This is a genomic window from Pleurocapsa sp. CCALA 161 (assembly GCF_003003995.1).
GTDB lineage: Bacteria > Cyanobacteriota > Cyanobacteriia > Cyanobacteriales > Xenococcaceae > Waterburya.
Genome location: NZ_PVWF01000001.1, coordinates 91,621 through 108,892, shown reverse-complemented (window position 1 = coordinate 108,892; position 17,272 = coordinate 91,621). Strand labels below are relative to the sequence as shown.

Below are 17,272 nucleotides of genomic sequence, written 5' to 3'. Positions count from 1 at the left end.
ATGCGAAGCGGTATCCTTTAGTATAAGCTGGGCATCGTCCGAAGGTATCCTTTAGGATACACTCAATGCGATAAGTGCAAGCCGCTTCGCATAAGGATTAGCTCCTTACGTCCTAAAGGACTTGTCTACCGAACTAAGCGGTACAAGTCGCATAGTTGGAGATACCGCTCCGCAGATCGCGTCCCGCTTCGCATATACCCTTTAGGGAATCCTTGAGGGCGTTCGCCCGTACAAGTTAAAAGTTAGATCAAGATGTTGATCCCTCTAAAATAGTCCACAATGGTCGGCAACGTTTTAGGATGTAGTGTTAGTGCTAAAAGAGGTAGGTCATGCGAATTTTAATTATGGGGGGGACTCGTTTTATTGGAGTTTATCTCACAAAAGTTTTGGTTGAACAGGGACATGAGGTGGTTTTGTTTAATCGAGGTAATCATCCTACTCCAGTAACAGGAATCAAGCAGATTCAAGGCGATCGCAAAGATACTAATCAACTTAAAGAAAAACTATCAGCAGAAAACTTTGATGCCATCTTTGATAACAACGGTAGAGAGTTAAGCGACACTCAACCTCTGGTAGAAATCTTTCATGGTCAGCTTCAGCATTTTGTCTATGTAAGTTCGGCGGGGGTATATCTCCCCACTGAGCAAATGCCCCACCGAGAAGGCGATCCTGTCGATCCTAATAGTCGCCATAAGGGTAAACATCACACCGAGGCATATCTGGCTGAATCAGGTATTCCCTGGACATCGGTACGCCCTTGTTATATTTACGGCCCTCAAAACTATAACGATTTAGAAGCCTGGTTTTTTGATCGTATTGTCCGAGATCGCCCGTTACCTATTCCAGGTAACGGTAAATATATGACTCAGTTTGGTCATGTTCAAGATTTGGCGATCGCCATGGCAAAGATTTTAGGCAATGAAACTGCAATTAACAAAATTTACAATCTTTCAGGCGATCGCTACGTGACTTTTGATGGATTAGCTTATGCCTGTGCCGAGGCTGCGGGAAAATCTCTTGAAAAAATTCAACTAGTTCATTACGATCCTGCTCAGTTTGACTTTGGTAAACGCAAGGCTTTCCCGATGCGTCAACAGCACTTCTTTACTGACATCCAGCAGGCAAAAACCGACTTGGATTGGCAACCAAAATATGACCTGGTATCTGGTTTAAAAGATTCTTTCCAGCATGACTATCTCGCATCAGGCAGAGATCACTCTGAGATCGATTTTTCTTTAGATGATGAAATATTGGGCGCAATATAAATCCAGCCAGAGATAAGGCTTAAGGCTACCGCTAGCCAAAACAAAATGCTGGTTGTGGTGACCCATTCGGCAGAAAGAGGCGCAATTAAAAAAGCGATCGCGATAATTTGCATGACGGTTTTGAGTTTTCCCCAGATATTTGCCCCTGAAATACTGGCATTACCTGTTAGTTTGGGATTAACTCGCCATCCAGCGATCGCTAATTCTCTAGCTAAAATAATAAATACTCCCCAAGCAGGTACAAGTTGCAGTTCAATTAATGCCAAAAAAGTACCTAAGACTAATAATTTGTCAACTAGAGGATCGAGAAATTTACCTAATTCGGTCACCTGATTGAGTTGACGAGCCAGATAACCATCGACCCAATCTGTTCCAGCGGCAACGACAAAAATCCCCACACAGAGCCAACGATTGTCTGTTGTGGGGTAGTTGAGTAGATAAAGAATAAAAGGCAGTCCTAACAGGCGAGATAGAGTAATCCAAGTTGGTAGATTCATAAAGTATTGACCAGTTGATGAGTAAAACCTGGAAGTTTTATCATAGTGTGTTCCAGATTCCCAATTCAACAAGCTCCTTTACGGGCCAAAACGACAGCGATAGTTTGGAAAATCAACTTAAGATCGTAAAAGAAAGACCATTTTTGCTGATATTCAAGATCCAGGCGGACAATATCTTCAAAGTCTAATATTTCTGAACGACCTCTAACCTGCCATTCACCTGTAATCCCAGGCTTTACTTTTAAGCGCTCAAAGTGATGATCTTCGTACATGGCCACTTCAGCAGTTGTCGGTGGTCGAGTGCCAACCAAGCTCATCTCACCTTTAAGCACATTCCAAAACTGAGGAAACTCATCTATGCTCGTGCGACGTAAGAAACGACCTACTCGTGTGACACGAGGATCGTTTTCATTTTTAAAAATATGTCCTATTGCTTGGTTTTCAACTAAATGTCTTTTTTGCTCTGCATTAGCAATCATCGAGCGAAATTTCCAAATTGTGAAAGGCTTACCGCTAAATCCACAGCGAGTTTGACTATAAAATATTTTACCGGGATCGTCAAACTGCATGGCGATCGCAATGGGAATAGCAATCAAACCTGTAATCATCAAGCCAACGATTGCACCAAATATATCTAATGCTCGTTTGGTTTTGCTAACCACGGAAGCATGAACTTGGCGTTCTACCCGCAAAGGCTGAACCCTAGTACTAGTATTTCTGGGATAAAGATTAGCAGGAGAAGTCATAAAATAAAGAATTAAATAAAATAAGTTTAATTATCAATACAATTTGACAATGTTCTTTATGCAATATTATTTGTTCAAGATGCTTAAATACCAGGATTAAAGAGTCTCTTTACCAAATCTTTACCGAAAAATATCATGTTTTTGAAGACCAGATATTATTTAATTTAAAAAATCTTTAAATAGATGGTTATTGCATTGATAAGCTTCAGTAATAAGTTATACCAAAGTTAATTTTTAGATGGTAATTTAGGCTAATTAAAATAGTTAGATTTAGTTTAAAGCTAGAAATAAAAGATTAGATTTACTGTGTATTACTGATATCGAAAAAGAAATTATATCTCTTCTAGCTATATTCACTAAAGGTATTATTCGTTTTTTAATGATACAAAGGAGATGTTTCTAGAGAACTGTAAGCTCAACTCTCCATGGAAGATCAATCTCGTTATTTAGAGTCTAATATCAATCATGATGAATTAATCCAATTAGTTCCATTTATGACTGATTTACCAGAAGACAGTATTCATAAAATAGCTGCTCATTTTGTCACTATTTCTCATCCGCCTAATCAGGTACTATTACTAGAAAATGATTGGGGCGGATCGGTGTATTTTATCCTCGAAGGATGGGTAAAAATTCGTACTTATAATCTGGATGGCAAAGAAGTTACCCTCAATATTTTGGGTAGAGGAGAAATATTTGGTGAAATGGCAGCAATGGACAAGATGCCTCGTTCTACGGATGCTATTTCTCTAACCAAAACATTGATTGGAAGAATTCCCGCTGAAGATTTTGTTAACTTAATTAACACTGAACCAATGGCAGGAGTTCAGTTAGTTCAGCTAATGGCAAAGCGTTTGCGCCAAGTGAATCGACGGCTACAACTGCGAGAAGCTAGCAGTATCTCTAGAGTTGCTGATGCCATCTTATTTTTAGTGGAAGGACAAGGAACCGCAGGCGATCGAGGTACGGAAATTCCCAATTTACCCCACCGTGAAATTAGCAGCCTCAGCGGATTAGCCAGAGAAACTGTGACCAGAGTATTAACTAAGCTAGAAAAAAAAGGTTTAATTGAAAGGAATGCCGATTCTATGCGTATTCCTAACTTACCAGCGTTAGAAGACACTATCTGCTAGTATATTCAAACCTCCAATATTTCTTTGGTTTAGCCAATCAAATTACTATGTCCAAAGACTACAAAGATTCATTGTCTGACGTTACAAATCAGGTTGATGAAGACGAAATTAATTGGGTCGATCAAGAGGATGCTGAGGTAACTCATACTTATCCAGTGTCCTTGCCAACCAAAGCTAGCAAACAGACTAAAGTTACTACTGATACAGTAGTGATGGTCGAAACTGCTTTTCTAGCTAGTACAGCCAGTTTGGTTTGGCTAATAAACTTTTATTTTCCTGTAGGTCCAGTTCTCAAAATTTTTTTCCCCATTCCCATCGCCTTGATCTATTTGAGGCGGGGTAATCGTGCTGCTTGGATGGCAGCAATTGTATCTTCATTGCTGCTGTTGGTCTTAATGGGACCTATCCGTAGTCTGTTTTTTTTGATGCCTTATGGATTGATGGGAGTAGCGTTAGGAACATGTTGGCAGCGTCGCCTGAGTTGGCTCGTATCAATTGTCTCAGGCGCTGTGATTGGCTCTTTAGGGTTGTTTTTTCGGTTTTGGCTCAATTCGATTCTCATTGGCGAAAATCTCTGGGTATATGTAATTACTAACATTACTAAGTTACTCGATTGGGGATTTTTTCAATTAGGAATTTTGGCTCAACCAAATTTTGCTTTGATTCAAACCTTAGCGATTGGCTCAGTCATAGTTCAGAACTTAGTTTATTTGTTCGCCGTACACCTGGTGGCATTAATGTTGCTCGATCGCTTAGATAATCCCATTCCTCCTCCTCCTGAGTGGGTTAGAGTGTTACTGGATTATTAATCAGGGCGATAATTTTAATACAACCAGAAAAAGTAAGATGAGAATCTTGATTAATGCTTCACACAAGCCAGAAAATAGCTAGAATATAAGCCTCAACTACATTTATAGTTGCTAGCTTTAAAATTATGATGACTACAGCTATTTTTCATTTAGCTATTCCTATAGATAATGTGGCTCGAGCTAAGGAATTTTATGCCGATAGTTTAGGTTGTGCAGTTGGTCGTGAAAATAAATCAGCGGTAATTTTTAATTTTTACGGTACTCAATTAGTCGGTCATGTTACTCAAGACCCATTGACCAGACAGCCTGGAATTTATCCTCGACATCTAGGTTTAATCTTACCGACTAAATCAGCTTGGCAACAATTATGCGATCGCGCTCAAGCAAAAAATATTACCTTTTATCACCCTCCCAAGTTGCGTTTTCCCCATCAGCCTTTAGAGCATCACTGCTTTTTTCTCGAAGATCCATTTTATAATTTGCTGGAATTTAAATATTACAGTCAGCCTGAAGTAATTTTTGGCGCAAGGGAATCTAAGTTAATTGGTGACACCGCCTTAAGCAACTAAACCTCCACCGATTAATGTTCTTAACCCGAACTGAGGTTAATTATATTTAGCCGATTACCATAACGAGCAGCATCAAAAACATTACACTGATAACTCCCAAGAAAAAACTGCCAATAAACAAAAGATGACGTTGATTTTGAGATCGGCTTTTGGTGAAGATAGAACCATAGTAAATCGAATTGAGATTTTTGCCTGGGGAGCGCTTGTTTCTGAATTTACTGTTGATTTCTTGTTGAACCTGAGAATATTGATGAGTCAGATTCATAATTGTATTTTCTTGAGATTTAATCGTTGCCTGCAATTGCACCAGCTCTGCACTGAAGTTAGACAGAGAATGATTCATTTGCTTAGTTTGACGAGCTTCTAGAGGATAATCAAAATCATGAGACATGATGGCATTTGCTCCACCGATTTTAGTTATTTCTAAATTTCCAGCGCCTACCTGCGCAACCTGATGCAGTGTGCCATCCCAATCACCCAATACAGGACCAATTTGAAAAAAGCCTTTTTCTGTTAAACGAATGATATTAGCCAGATCTTTAATGCTGGTATTTTTGAGAATATAGCCTCTAGACCCTGCTTTAAGAGCGCGTTCCAACTGCTTTTTATCATCTTGGGTAGTCAGGAGCAAAATCTTGCTCTGAGGAAAACGGTTTACAATTCTCTCTGTTGCCTCTATCCCATCAATCTCCCCTGGCATATTAATATCCATTAGGATAATATCTGGTTGATGTTCTTCTGTCTGAGCGATCGCTCCTTGACCATTATCGGCTAAACCAACTACCTTCAGATCTGGTTCACTAGATAAATTGATTTTCAAAAATTCTCTAATACTGCCTAGGTCATCAACTATTAAAACTGTAGTCATCGCAACAAAAATAATAAATATATCAATGAAACTAAATTAGACTTATAGACTTATAGATTTATTGGAAAATTAGCTCATAAAGATTAGTCTGAAAAATAGTAAAAACAACTACCTTTTTCAAGCAGATTAAGCGCTGGACACATTTTAATAACTAGTTATTTTGCCTGTGTATTCAATTTATTTCATAAATATTAATAATATCTGATTGCTGCAAAAATTACACAAAAATTATTTGTGCAGATGCTACTATCTTTAAACTAATTTTATAGTTGAAGCTAACAATCATCGCTTTTAAAAAACGTCAGCAATACAATATTACTGCACTATTACTTTTATCTTCAGTTCGGCAGCCAAGTGATCGGCAAAATAGTTAAACATTTCAATTCATTAATCATATAATATAAATTCAGACAAAAATGTAACAAAAATAAATATTAAAGCCAAGTATTTTGCCCTGCTACATTGCAATCATTACAGGAGACATCCATGTTGCGACTTGAACATATCAGTAAAACTTATACGACGGGAGAAGTTCTCAAAGATGTTACTTGGGAAGTCAAACCTGGCGAAAGAGTAGGGTTAGTGGGAGTCAATGGCGCAGGAAAATCGACTCAACTTAAAATTATTAGTGGTGAAATTGAAGCCACATCAGGAGAAGTAATTCGCCCCACCAGCCTCAAGATTGCTTATCTAACCCAGGAATTTGAGGTAGAGCCAACCCGCACCGTTTACGAAGAATTTTGGACGGTTTTTGTGGAAGCCAACGAGATTCAGCAGCAGATGCATCAGGTGCAGCAGGATATGGAAACGGCTGATGGCGAACAACTTGATCGTTTAATTCATAAGTTAGATAAGCTACAGCGTCAATTTGAAGCTTTAGAAGGTTATACTCTGGATGCTCAAATCGAGAAGATTTTGCCTGAGATGGGGTTTGGTTCAGAAGATGGCGATCGCCTAGTAAGTTCTTATAGTGGCGGTTGGCAAATGCGAATGAGTTTGGGAAAAATTTTGCTGCAAGAGCCAGATTTGCTGCTACTGGATGAGCCGACTAACCACCTAGATTTAGAAACAATTGAGTGGTTAGAAAACTATTTAAGAGGGATTAATACGCCGATGGTGATTGTCTCTCATGACCGTGAGTTTCTCGATCGCCTTTGCACCAAAATTGTGGAAACGGAACGAGGTGTCTCCACTACCTATTTAGGCAATTATTCCTCCTACCTTCAGCAGAAAGCCGAAGCTCGACTAGCTCAGGGATCGACTTATGAACGACAGCAAAAAGAAATTGCTAAACAACAAGAATTTATCGAAAAATTCAGAGCCAGCGCCACCCGTAGTACTCAAGCAAAAAGTAGAGAAAAGCAGCTAGATAAGGTTGAGTTGGTTGAAGCACCAGTAGCTAACCTAAGAACTCTTAAGTTTCGCTTTCCACCATCACCTAGAAGTGGTCGAGAAGTGCTGATTATTGAGGATTTAGTCCATGCTTATAATAATAATATTTTATTTTTAGGGGCAGGGTTAACCATTGAACGAGGCGATCGCATCGCTATTTTGGGTCCTAATGGTGCAGGAAAATCGACTCTGTTGCGGATGGCAATGGGGATGGAAAAGTTTGATGAGGGCAAGATTGAACTGGGTAAACATAACGTTGTTCCTGGCTATTTTGAGCAGAATCAAGCCGAAGCTTTGGACTTGAATAAAACCGTCATGGATACGATCCATGATGAAGTTCCTGACTGGAAAAACGAGCAGGTACGGACTCTATTAGGACAGTTTTTGTTTAGTGGGGACAGCGCCTTTAACAAAGTAGAAGCTTTAAGTGGTGGAGAGAAAGCGCGATTAGCTTTAGCGAAAATGCTCCTCAAGCCTGCTAATTTCTTGATTTTAGACGAGCCGACTAACCACCTTGATATTCCTGCGAAAGAAATGCTGGAAGAAGCTTTACAGCATTATGATGGCACTGTGTTAATTGTGTCTCACGATCGCTATTTTATTTCTCAGACGGCTAATAAAATTGTGGAAATTCGTGATGGAGAATTGGTTGTTTATCGTGGAGATTATCACTACTATCTTGATAAAATTGCCGAAGAAAAAGAGAAAGCCAGACAAGAGGCTGAAGCAAATTTAAAGGCAGCGAAAAAAGAGGCAAAACAAGCCAAACAAGCCGACAAAAAGAAAAATAAGCAAAAAAAAGCCAAAGCTTAATTTCAGAGCGACTTTATTTGTTGAGTAATTCCCTGTTATTTACACAAGATAAAATTACTCAACTGAAAACTAAAAATTACTTATCCTTATCCATGAGGAACAACTCACCGCAGCTACCAATGACACTGGAGCAACAGTTACAAATAATTATCAACGATGCCGCTAACTATGGCGTACCCAGCGCAGTTGTCGAAGGCGCGATCGCTCCTGTCTTAAAATCATTTGCCCAACAGTTGCAGCATCTCGAATATTATGTTCTGCAAAACCTAGATGAGGATTGGGTTTTAACCACAATTGCTAATCCTCAACTACAGCAGTCAAAAACAGTAATTTATGCCTTCGTCTCCGTACAGGATGCAGCAACTTTTCAAGGTACAGCCAATCCAAATTTGATCGCCATGCCAATTTCTGTGGTGCAGCTTTTGTTTCGACTCTTTTCCCTAGAGCAAGTAGACAGCATCATTTTCCTAGAGAATTCGCTAAATCTCAATCACGGAGTTGAAATAAAACGCGATCGCTTATCCCAGCTAATTCGACAGCAGATTGAGCAGCTAACCAAAATTCCCCCTGATTTAGCTTAAATATCGGCAACAAAAGTTTATTTTGCAAATTAATATTGACATTTATATCGAAAATGGTTACGACTGTTCAGCAGTCATAGCTAGCTAGCTATAATTACAATCTAGGACTAGGATTAGTCATAATGATCACAGTTGATATGGGGCAACATTTTGATCGCTTTACCTTGTCGATACGACCAAGCAATCTCTTGTTTATCTCCATGCCACCTAGCAGCTGGATGATTCTCATAGCTAGCAGCACGGTCACAAGTATTAACGGCATTATCAAGTTATATGTCTAACGTTCATAATTTTCAGCGCTCACTCCACCCTAGTACCGATCTTTTACAACAAGAATGGTCACAATTCAACCGTTTTCACTGCCAAGGAACATATCCTTGTCCTGTCTGTCGTCATGGCAAAGTGGCAGAAATGCCCTTAATGGAAACTTTTGCCTGTAGCTTTTGTCAGCATATTTTCACTACCAACTTCGATAAACAATTGCTAAAGATGGCAGATAGCCAACTACCTTTGACCTGGTATTGGAATGGTAAAGTTTGGAAGGGGATTTACCGAGAGGGATCACAAGTCGGAGTGGTTTATATTTTGCTGGCGATCGCTTTTGTGCTGATTCCTACCGCCATTATTGCTCTTGGAGTATACCTGTTTCCACCCATGAACGGTAGCTTGTTATCCTGGCTTCCTTTAATGTGGACAATCTTAACTTTCTGCGCTCATCTATTTTGCGTAATCTGGCTAATTATCGAGTATTATCAATTTCCAATTTTTCTTTATGTTAGAGCTATCAAAAGAAAACTGCTAAGTAGCATGAGTTTGAGTTAACTAAGTCTCTAATGGGTAGAAAGCAAAGTCCAATCCATCAGAGACTTATAAGGTGAGGTTGCGCAATAATAATCTCTAGGAAATGAAGTTTGCAGCTATAGAGAATAATCAGAAGAACAACGCCACTCAGTTCAATATTGCTACTTGAGCTGAGTTTAATTATTTGGGGCAACGGGTAAAGTTCTGCCTTCTACTTGATCTAGATAGGGCATAACAGCTTCGGTGTAGTCAATTGGCAGAACAGCACAAACATTTTCATGGGGACGAGGAATAATTACCCACGACTCTAAAGTAGCTCCTTCAGCTTTTTTGACCGCCTCGATCCCCGCAGCCATAGCGGTTTTAACTTCTGAGACATCTCCACGAATATTAACGCTAAAACGGGCGCTACCGACACGAATATAGCCGACTAGAGTAACACGACCAGCTTTTACCATAGCATCAGCAGCGGCAAGAATACCTGGAAATCCTTTTGTTTCAATCGAGCCTACAGCAGATTGAGATGGCATAAATTTTTGCTCCTTAAATTATTTAATTACAAAATTAATTACAAATACAAATTTAGTAATTCAAAATTACTTGATACGAATACTAATCTTAGCTGACTAGGGGTAGTTTTAACATAGATTCAGCTATCTATTAGTCATTGCTTAAAAGCGATATTGCTCTACCTCTGGAGTATATTCAATTGGCAAAACAGCAACTACATTGTCTGGGGGATTAGGCACAGTATAGTGAGTTATTACCTCTCCCCCAAAAGTATTTTCGGCTGCTATTATTCCTGCTGCCATCGAAGGTCTTACTTCAGAAATTGGACCACGAATCGCAATTACAAAAGTACCACTTTCGCCCTTATCAAAATACACTAGAGTAACGCGAGCAGCTTTTAACATAGCATCCGCAGCTGCTAAAATAGAGGGAAAACCCAAAGTTTGAATTACCCCTACTGCGTGTTGTTGAGACATAAATTTCAGTACAAAATTTTAGTTAATTGAGGCAGATCAGATATTAGCTTAGACTACTATATCTTGATTGCGCTCGGTTCCGATACTGTAGCGATAATGCGATCGCAACCTGATTTTGGCTTGGCCCACTGATACTGAGATTCTTGCGGATCGCCCCAGCATAAGCCCAGATAGATTTCAGTACGGGCAGCATCAATTTCTGCCCATTCTGTTTGACTAATTAATTTACGCAGATATTCCTTGGATATTAGTTGATGGTGATTGCCTTGACGATCTTTTTGATGGTTAACTAACCAAAACTTCATCTGGGAAGTAACCCGTTCCCAAAAATTTAAGATTTTAGTTCGAGCAGCAATTAGTATTTCTTTATCTCCCTCTACTGGAATCAATTGATTGTGAATTTCAGGATAAGTAATACTCTGTTGCTTGAAAGTGCAAGAACGCCAAATTATGCCCGAAACTCCGTGTTGCTGTTGGTATTCATGAATTTGGCTACGAAAATCACGATAGGCAAAAACCTTATTTACCTGATCCATATTAAGAGCTTTAGCAACTACTGGATCATTAATACGCTGTGCCGAGGATAAGACTACACGCTTACCCTTCCAATTTTCTTTTAGCTCACAGTCTAATATTTTAATTAGTTCGTCGGTAGTATATGTCATCAATCCAAGGCGACTAAGACGGCATTATTTGCATTGTAGCGCTGCTCCAGTCAATGCAAGCCAATAAAAACAGATCGACTTTATGTTTGAACGAGATCGTAGGGTAATAGTTAGCATTAACGACAAAAATACGTATGATAATAAGGCAATCAATAGTAGTTGGTAAGGTTTTATGTCCTCAGAAAACATCGAAATTTGCCCCGTTTGTCAAGTTCAAATCAAAAATGATCGCGAGGTAATATTTAGTTCTGGGAAACCAGGCGATCGCACAAGGCTTTGGGCAAGAGTTTGTCAATATGTGGCAGGTAAGCGGGATGGCTGTATTAATCAAGATGTGGATAAAATTTCGGCAATTCAGCCTACAGATAGCTATCAGCCAGTTACTTTTAAACAAGAATGATTAGTGATTGATGATTGGTGATTAGTAATTACTCCTCATTCGCGCAACAAGACGAAGAAAAAATCTCTAAAGCTAACCAAGAGTAAATCGTGGTAATTCTGGTCAATCAACAAAAAACAGGATTACCAAATTATCTCAGAAAGGATTAATGATATTAGACACGGTAAAAAATAAACTTATCATCACAAAAACATACAAAACTTTATTTTCTCAAGACCTGATTGCACAAGAACTGCACAAAGACTTTGATTGAATAAGTGTTATCCAAATGTCACTGAATCTCCTAACTTTTTAAAGAGTTGAAAACTTCTATTCTGTAAAGCAAAGTTAGGAATCAGTTTTCTAAAAAAATCATTTGGTGTAAATCTAAGATTTAGGAGAAATATTGATGTTTGACGCATTTACCAGAGTGATTTCTCAAGCTGATGCTAGAGGTGACTATCTCAATCAAGGTCAGTTTGATGCACTTAAAAGTATGGTGGCAGATAGCAACAAACGAATGGATGTTGTAAACCGCATCACAGGAAACTCTTCCGCTATTGTTGCTAATGCTGCTCGTGTTCTGTTTGCTGAACAGCCTCAGTTAATTGCCCCTGGTGGTAACGCCTATACTAACCGTCGCATGGCTGCTTGTTTAAGAGACATGGAAATTATCTTGCGCTATGTTACATATGCTACTTTTTCTGGCGATGGCAGTGTTTTAGAAGATCGTTGCTTAAATGGTTTAAGAGAAACTTATGTAGCATTAGGTGTTCCTGGTGGTTCTGTAGCGGAAGCTGTAAACAAAATGAAGGCAGCGGCGATCGCTTTAGCTAATGACAAGAATGGTGTAACTCAAGGAGACTGTAGTTCTCTAATGTCAGAAGTATCCAGTTACTTTGATCGTGCTGCTTCTGCTGTAGGTTAATTTATTCCTACCTCAATTCATCTTTTAGTTAAACATAGTAAAACATTATTCCCAGAGGTATTTTATCCATGAAGACTCCTATAACCGAAGCAGTATCGGCTGCTGATTCTCAAGGTCGTTTCTTAAGTAGTAGCGAAATTCAAACTGCCTTTGGTCGTTTTCGCCAGGCTAACGCAAGTTTAGAAGCTGCTCAAGGATTAACTAATCAAGCAGACAAACTAGTTGAAGGTGCAGCGCAAGCAGTTTACACCAAGTTTCCCTACACTACTCAAATGCAGGGACCAAATTATGCCTCTACTCCTGAAGGTAAAGCTAAATGCGCTCGCGACATTGGTTATTATTTACGAATGATCACCTACTGTCTAGTTGCTGGTGGCACGGGCCCTATGGATGATTATCTAATTGCGGGAGTTGCGGAAATTAACACTACTTTCGAGCTTTCTCCTAGCTGGTATGTAGAAGCTCTTAAATACATTAAAGCTAATCATGGTTTAAGTGGCGATCCTGCTGTGGAAGCTAACTCCTACATTGAGTATGCAATTAACGCTCTAAGCTAGATTTTCTAGTAGCTTGGAATCCCAGATGACTATTGAGCTTTACTAGTTTGTTTAATGGTCAACTGTAATTCCAGGCACTTTTTTTAATGTACCTATCAAAAAAAAATCAGGAGTATAACCAATGGCAATTACAGCAGCATCACGCCTAGGAATTTCTGCTTTCGACGAGACTAACATAGTAGAACTACGTCCCAATTGGAATAAAGAAGATGCTGTCACGGCGATCGCCGCAGTGTATCGACACGTTTTAGGCAACGAGCATTTGATGAAATCAGAACGTCTAAGCGGTGCGGAATCTCTGCTCGCAGATGGTTCAATCTCAGTGCGTGACTTTGTTAGAGCAGTAGCAAAATCAGAACTTTATAAATCAAAATTCTTTTATAACAACTATCAGGTTCGTACGATTGAGTTGAACTTCAAACACTTACTCGGTCGTGCCCCCTACGATGAATCGGAAATCATCGAACATCTCGATCTCTATCAAAATCAGGGCTTTGAAGCAGATATCGATTCTTATATCGATTCTGAGGAATATGTGCAGAGCTTTGGCGATAATATTGTTCCCTTTTATCGGGGTTTTTCCACCCAAGCAGGACAAAAAACTGTTGGGTTTACCAGAATGTTCCAACTATATCAAGGTTATGCCAATAGCGATCGCTCTCAAGGTAACACAGGTAGCCCTCGCTTAACCTATGATTTAGCTCGTAATATGGCAACTGCCGTGCGTAGTCCTGGAGGCAATGGTTCTCTTTCTGGTACAACCATTACGGATCGAGGCGGATTATATCGGGTAAAAGTTACTAAAGGAACAGTGGGACGCGCACCCCAAGTACGTCGCAGTATGCAGGAATATGTCGTTCCTTACGAAAGACTTTCTGCAACTATGCAAAAGCTAAACAAGCAGGGTAGTCGCATTCTCAGCATTACCAATGCTTAGTTTTAATTAATAATCAGGAGAATAGTAAGTGGCAATTACAACAGCAGCTTCTCGTTTAGGGGTTTCTGCTTTTAACGATCGCAAACCTTTAGAATTACGTTCCAATTGGACTCAAGACGACGCCAAAACAGTAATTAATGCTGTCTATCGTCAGGTTCTGGGCAACGACTATATTATGCAGTCCGAGCGGTTAACCGCTACAGAATCTTTACTGTGTAATGGTTCGCTGACGGTGCGAGAATTTGTGCGGGCGGTAGCTAAATCAGAACTCTATAAAACCAAGTTCTTTTATGACAATTTTCAAACTAGAGTAATTGAGTTAAATCTCAAGCATTTGCTAGGGCGAGCAGCTTATGACGAGTCTGAAGTGATTTATCACCTCGATCTTTATCAAAATAAGGGTTATGAGGCAGATATCGACGACTATATCGACTCGGCAGAATATGAAGCCAACTTTGGTGACAATATAGTTCCCTATTACATCGGTTTTGCAACTCAACCAGCACAGAAAATGGTGGGTTTCACCCGTATGTTCCAACTATATCGGGGTTATGCCAATAGCGATCGCTCTCAGATTGCAGGAAAAACATCCCGCTTAGCTAAAGACTTGGCGCAAAATGCTTCTTCTGCGGTGATCGCACCTTCAGGTGGAGGAACTGGCTGGGGTTATCAAGAATCTAGTCAAGGAAACGCACCCAACAAAGCATTCAGAACTGCAAATCAAGATAATCGTATTTATCGCATTGAAATATCAGCAATGAATTTGCCTAGATATCCCAAGGTGCGTCGAGTTAGTCGAGCCATTTTAGTACCCTACGATAAACTTACCCCCACGTTGAAAAAAATTAACAAAATGGGTGGAAAGGTTGCCAGCGTTACCTTAGCTTAAAGGACTTAAAAAGATGTTAGGAAAATCAGTAATTAGCGGGCGATCGAGTTCTTCATCAAACAATCGTATTTTTGTGTATGAAGTTACGGGATTGAAGCAAAATCAAGCCAATGATAGCAATGACTATGCTTTTCGCAGCAGTAGCAGCGCCTTTGTATCTGTTCCTTATAGTCGGATGAACGAAGAGATGCAGCGTATTGGCAAAATGGGAGGAACTATTGTCAGTATTCAATCTCTCGAAGCTTTGAAGCAGCAGGAACAAAAGGATAATACTGAAGCACTTGAAGAAACTGAAGCTACTAGACACCCAAAAAAACCAGCTGCTAAAGATCATCAAAATTGATTTTGCTCGTCCAAAATAATTTTAAGTCATTTAGCTGTAGGGGCTTGCTCGATAAAGCTCCTACGATTGATGGTTTTAAATTAACTTTGAATTTTGTTTGAATTTTGCTTAAATTTTAAAATATAACAGAGCCAATGGTTACTCAATTTAAGTCTTCTCTATTTAGAGTTAGCTCAAGTAGGCGATCGCCTGGATATTCTGCACTGTGTCATGTTCCCCCGCACTAACTACGACCTACCTATATTTGGCGTAGATTTGGTGGGAAGCCAGTCTGGTATCGCAGCAGCAATTGTCGATCTGTCTCCTGTCAATCGCGATCGCACTCTAGCTCCTGCTTACAGTCAAGGTCTGGCTAATCTACCCCAAATTAATTTTATATGGGTAAGGCTTGGACAGATCGTTATGTAACTCAAATGCTGTTTAATTGCCCTTAAAACTTTTGACATATAGCTGCTTGAAATAACCATATTTTGTCTCTCTTTAGAATGAAATACCCCTACCAATGACTGAGGTAATTTCATTTCTTAATCTTATATAAAATAATTGATAAAAATCTATGATTTGGTAAAAAACTAACTCAAAAAATGTTTAGTTTATTTAACTTTAAGCATTTTATTTATTAAGTATCAATAACTTTGAGCAAAAGCATTAATTCGATAAAAATGCTGAAAACACAGAAAAATAGCAAGTTTTATAGTTTTTTAAATCCCCAAAATATATGTTAACCTTTATTAAATAAGAATTTAGATATGATATTCTAAACATAGAAAAGAAAACGTTTAAATTTTATAAAACGGCTTTAAAAAAGCACCAATTTAAACAAAAAAGTGATTATTAATAGAAACATTTTTCCGAATCATTTTTAATCCTTGTTTGTTTAGTAGATCGATAAATTTTTAGAGTTTATTTTAAAAATTTATTTCGGTTTGGAGGTAAGTTTTCAAATGAAAATTTGCCCAGAGAAAGTAGTATCAATTTAGAGGAAAATTCATCAATGAGTATTGTAGCTAAAGTAATTGCTCAATCAGATATGTCCGATCGATTTTTGAGTAGCGCCGAGCTAACTCAGCTTCAAGATTTTTTCAACAAAGGTGGTGTACGTATTAGTGCTGCCCAAAAACTGGCAGCTAACGAACAGAAAATTGTCGACCAAGGCAGTAAGCAGTTCTGGTCTCAGTGTTCTAATACTCCTAGCAACAGCGGCGATTCACAAAAAACAGCCCTTTGCCAACGAGATCAAGGATGGTACATTCGCCTAGTCAGTTATTGCGTTCTGGCTGGTAATTCTAAGCCCTTAGAAGACATTGGACTAGATGGGATGCGCGATATGTATACCTCTCTACAAGTTCCCCTAGCTAATCTGAAGTTAGCAATGCGCTGCTTAAAGTCAGTTGCGATGGGTCTATTAACTTCAGAGGAAGCTGCCTTAGCTGGTCCTTATTTCGATCAGCTCATACGTGCCTTTTAGGAGATGTATCTCTTTTAAACCTCTTGAGGACTTGGTTTAAGCGTAAAAAATCTAGGCTCTGAGGAGAGACAAGTTAAAGCATACAAGAGCGCATTTTTTCTGTACCTAACTTCGTAATTAAAATAATAAACACTCATGCAAGACACAATTACTTCCCTTATTAACCCTGCTGATGAGAAAGGTCAATATCTTGAGGGTAACCGACTAGACCAGCTCAAAAAATACTTTCAAACTGGTAATTTACGGGTCAATGCAGCTAATAAAATCGGATCTAGTGCTGCCAGTATTATTAGTCAAACAGTTGAAAAAAGCCTGCTATATGGAGATATTACACTCCCTGGGGGCAATATGTACCCCACAAGACGCTATGCAGCTTGTCTACGGGATTTAACTTACTTTTTGCGTTACGCCACTTATGCGATGCTGGCAGCTGATACCTCGATTCTAGATGAGCGAGTACTAAATGGTTTAAACGACACCTACTCATCACTTGGAGTTCCTATTGAGCCGATAATTCAGGCTCTCCAGGCTATGAAAGAAGTAGTAACTCAACGGGTGGGGACTGAAGCGGGACAAGAAATGGATGTCTATCTCGATCATATAATTAATGGTCTGAAATAGGTCTTGAAAACTTACTTTTAAAGCC

The 17,272-nt window shown here is 39.2% G+C and carries 22 protein-coding genes and 1 pseudogene; 17 read left to right on the top strand and 6 right to left on the bottom strand.

Going from position 1 to position 17,272, the window contains the following annotated elements:
- Nucleotides 1-329 precede the first annotated feature (329 nt).
- The gene (locus tag C7B62_RS00495; RefSeq protein ID WP_106232641.1) at nucleotides 330-1,265 is read left to right on the top strand and encodes an NAD-dependent epimerase/dehydratase family protein; all 936 of its coding nucleotides are present in this window, start codon (nucleotides 330-332) and stop codon (nucleotides 1,263-1,265) included.
- Here C7B62_RS00495 and pgsA read toward each other — a convergent pair.
- Nucleotides 1,214-1,762, bottom strand: a complete 549-nt coding sequence (gene pgsA, locus C7B62_RS00490; RefSeq protein ID WP_106232640.1) for a CDP-diacylglycerol--glycerol-3-phosphate 3-phosphatidyltransferase — start codon at nucleotides 1,760-1,762, stop codon at nucleotides 1,214-1,216. The genes C7B62_RS00495 and pgsA overlap by 52 nt on opposite strands.
- 65 nt (nucleotides 1,763-1,827) lie before the next feature.
- A complete protein-coding gene (locus C7B62_RS00485; RefSeq protein WP_106232639.1) occupies nucleotides 1,828-2,508 on the bottom strand; it encodes a sugar transferase in 681 nt (226 codons plus the stop codon).
- 425 nt (nucleotides 2,509-2,933) lie between these two features.
- Here C7B62_RS00485 and C7B62_RS00480 point away from each other — a divergent pair, with 425 nt between their 5' ends.
- From C7B62_RS00480 to C7B62_RS00470, 3 genes are all read left to right on the top strand, one after another.
- On the top strand, nucleotides 2,934-3,641 hold the full coding sequence (locus C7B62_RS00480; RefSeq protein WP_106232638.1) for a Crp/Fnr family transcriptional regulator: 708 nt from the start codon (nucleotides 2,934-2,936) through the stop codon (nucleotides 3,639-3,641).
- Nucleotides 3,642-3,688: 47 nt separating this feature from the next.
- Nucleotides 3,689-4,450: a DUF2232 domain-containing protein gene (locus tag C7B62_RS00475; protein WP_106232637.1), complete on the top strand. Its 762-nt coding sequence runs from the start codon at nucleotides 3,689-3,691 to the stop codon at nucleotides 4,448-4,450.
- 125 nt (nucleotides 4,451-4,575) lie between these two features.
- A complete protein-coding gene (locus C7B62_RS00470) occupies nucleotides 4,576-5,019 on the top strand; it encodes a VOC family protein (RefSeq protein WP_233219741.1) in 444 nt (147 codons plus the stop codon).
- A 46-nt stretch (nucleotides 5,020-5,065) separates the two neighbouring features.
- On the opposite strand, the gene C7B62_RS00465 is transcribed toward C7B62_RS00470, so the two are convergent.
- Nucleotides 5,066-5,887, bottom strand: coding sequence for a response regulator transcription factor (locus C7B62_RS00465; RefSeq protein WP_106232635.1), 822 nt, complete (start codon nucleotides 5,885-5,887; stop codon nucleotides 5,066-5,068).
- 486 nt (nucleotides 5,888-6,373) lie between these two features.
- On the opposite strand from C7B62_RS00465, the gene C7B62_RS00460 reads away from it, so the two are divergent.
- The 4 genes from C7B62_RS00460 to C7B62_RS00450 all read left to right on the top strand — a co-directional run bounded on the left by C7B62_RS00460 (nucleotide 6,374) and on the right by C7B62_RS00450 (nucleotide 9,495).
- Nucleotides 6,374-8,092, top strand: coding sequence for an ABC-F family ATP-binding cassette domain-containing protein (locus C7B62_RS00460; protein WP_106232634.1), 1,719 nt, complete (start codon nucleotides 6,374-6,376; stop codon nucleotides 8,090-8,092).
- 119 nt (nucleotides 8,093-8,211) lie between these two features.
- Nucleotides 8,212-8,673: a hypothetical protein gene (locus C7B62_RS00455; RefSeq protein WP_106232633.1), complete on the top strand. Its 462-nt coding sequence runs from the start codon at nucleotides 8,212-8,214 to the stop codon at nucleotides 8,671-8,673.
- A 122-nt stretch (nucleotides 8,674-8,795) separates the two neighbouring features.
- Nucleotides 8,796-8,954, top strand: a complete 159-nt coding sequence (locus C7B62_RS25545) for a hypothetical protein (protein ID WP_158260607.1) — start codon at nucleotides 8,796-8,798, stop codon at nucleotides 8,952-8,954.
- Nucleotides 8,947-9,495: a hypothetical protein gene (locus tag C7B62_RS00450; protein ID WP_106232632.1), complete on the top strand. Its 549-nt coding sequence runs from the start codon at nucleotides 8,947-8,949 to the stop codon at nucleotides 9,493-9,495. The genes C7B62_RS25545 and C7B62_RS00450 overlap by 8 nt, the downstream gene beginning before the upstream one ends.
- Nucleotides 9,496-9,650: 155 nt before the next feature.
- On the opposite strand, the gene C7B62_RS00445 is transcribed toward C7B62_RS00450, so the two are convergent.
- The 3 genes from C7B62_RS00445 to C7B62_RS00435 form a co-directional block, all read right to left on the bottom strand.
- On the bottom strand, nucleotides 9,651-10,004 hold the full coding sequence (locus tag C7B62_RS00445) for a carbon dioxide-concentrating mechanism protein CcmK (RefSeq protein WP_106232631.1): 354 nt from the start codon (nucleotides 10,002-10,004) through the stop codon (nucleotides 9,651-9,653).
- A 141-nt stretch (nucleotides 10,005-10,145) separates the two neighbouring features.
- Nucleotides 10,146-10,460, bottom strand: coding sequence for a BMC domain-containing protein (locus C7B62_RS00440; RefSeq protein WP_106232630.1), 315 nt, complete (start codon nucleotides 10,458-10,460; stop codon nucleotides 10,146-10,148).
- A gap of 56 nt (nucleotides 10,461-10,516) precedes the next feature.
- On the bottom strand, nucleotides 10,517-11,125 hold the full coding sequence (locus tag C7B62_RS00435) for a hypothetical protein (RefSeq protein ID WP_106232629.1): 609 nt from the start codon (nucleotides 11,123-11,125) through the stop codon (nucleotides 10,517-10,519).
- Between the two features lie 172 nt (nucleotides 11,126-11,297).
- Between C7B62_RS00435 and C7B62_RS00430 the strand changes: the two genes are divergently transcribed.
- The 9 genes and pseudogenes from C7B62_RS00430 to C7B62_RS00390 all read left to right on the top strand — a co-directional run bounded on the left by C7B62_RS00430 (nucleotide 11,298) and on the right by C7B62_RS00390 (nucleotide 17,247).
- Complete coding sequence (locus tag C7B62_RS00430; protein WP_106232628.1) at nucleotides 11,298-11,525, top strand: hypothetical protein; 228 nt, start codon at nucleotides 11,298-11,300, stop codon at nucleotides 11,523-11,525.
- A gap of 388 nt (nucleotides 11,526-11,913) precedes the next feature.
- Nucleotides 11,914-12,432 carry a phycocyanin subunit beta gene (locus tag C7B62_RS00425; RefSeq protein WP_106232627.1) on the top strand — a complete coding sequence of 173 codons (519 nt, stop codon included), beginning with the start codon at nucleotides 11,914-11,916 and terminating at the stop codon, nucleotides 12,430-12,432.
- 68 nt (nucleotides 12,433-12,500) lie between these two features.
- The gene (gene cpcA, locus C7B62_RS00420) at nucleotides 12,501-12,989 is read left to right on the top strand and encodes a phycocyanin subunit alpha (protein ID WP_106232626.1); all 489 of its coding nucleotides are present in this window, start codon (nucleotides 12,501-12,503) and stop codon (nucleotides 12,987-12,989) included.
- Nucleotides 12,990-13,110: 121 nt separating this feature from the next.
- Complete coding sequence (locus C7B62_RS00415) at nucleotides 13,111-13,926, top strand: phycobilisome linker polypeptide (protein ID WP_106232625.1); 816 nt, start codon at nucleotides 13,111-13,113, stop codon at nucleotides 13,924-13,926.
- A gap of 28 nt (nucleotides 13,927-13,954) precedes the next feature.
- A complete protein-coding gene (locus C7B62_RS00410) occupies nucleotides 13,955-14,815 on the top strand; it encodes a phycobilisome linker polypeptide (protein ID WP_106232624.1) in 861 nt (286 codons plus the stop codon).
- Nucleotides 14,816-14,828: 13 nt separating this feature from the next.
- Nucleotides 14,829-15,158 (top strand): phycobilisome linker polypeptide, encoded by a 330-nt coding sequence (locus C7B62_RS00405; protein ID WP_106232623.1) that lies wholly within the window; start codon nucleotides 14,829-14,831, stop codon nucleotides 15,156-15,158.
- Nucleotides 15,159-15,314: 156 nt separating this feature from the next.
- Nucleotides 15,315-15,533: pseudogene (locus tag C7B62_RS00400) on the top strand (phycocyanobilin:ferredoxin oxidoreductase); the annotation flags it as partial.
- A gap of 619 nt (nucleotides 15,534-16,152) precedes the next feature.
- Nucleotides 16,153-16,626, top strand: a complete 474-nt coding sequence (gene apcD / locus C7B62_RS00395; RefSeq protein WP_106232622.1) for an allophycocyanin subunit alpha-B — start codon at nucleotides 16,153-16,155, stop codon at nucleotides 16,624-16,626.
- Between the two features lie 135 nt (nucleotides 16,627-16,761).
- On the top strand, nucleotides 16,762-17,247 hold the full coding sequence (locus C7B62_RS00390) for an allophycocyanin subunit beta (RefSeq protein ID WP_106232621.1): 486 nt from the start codon (nucleotides 16,762-16,764) through the stop codon (nucleotides 17,245-17,247).
- Nucleotides 17,248-17,272: the final 25 nt, after the last annotated feature.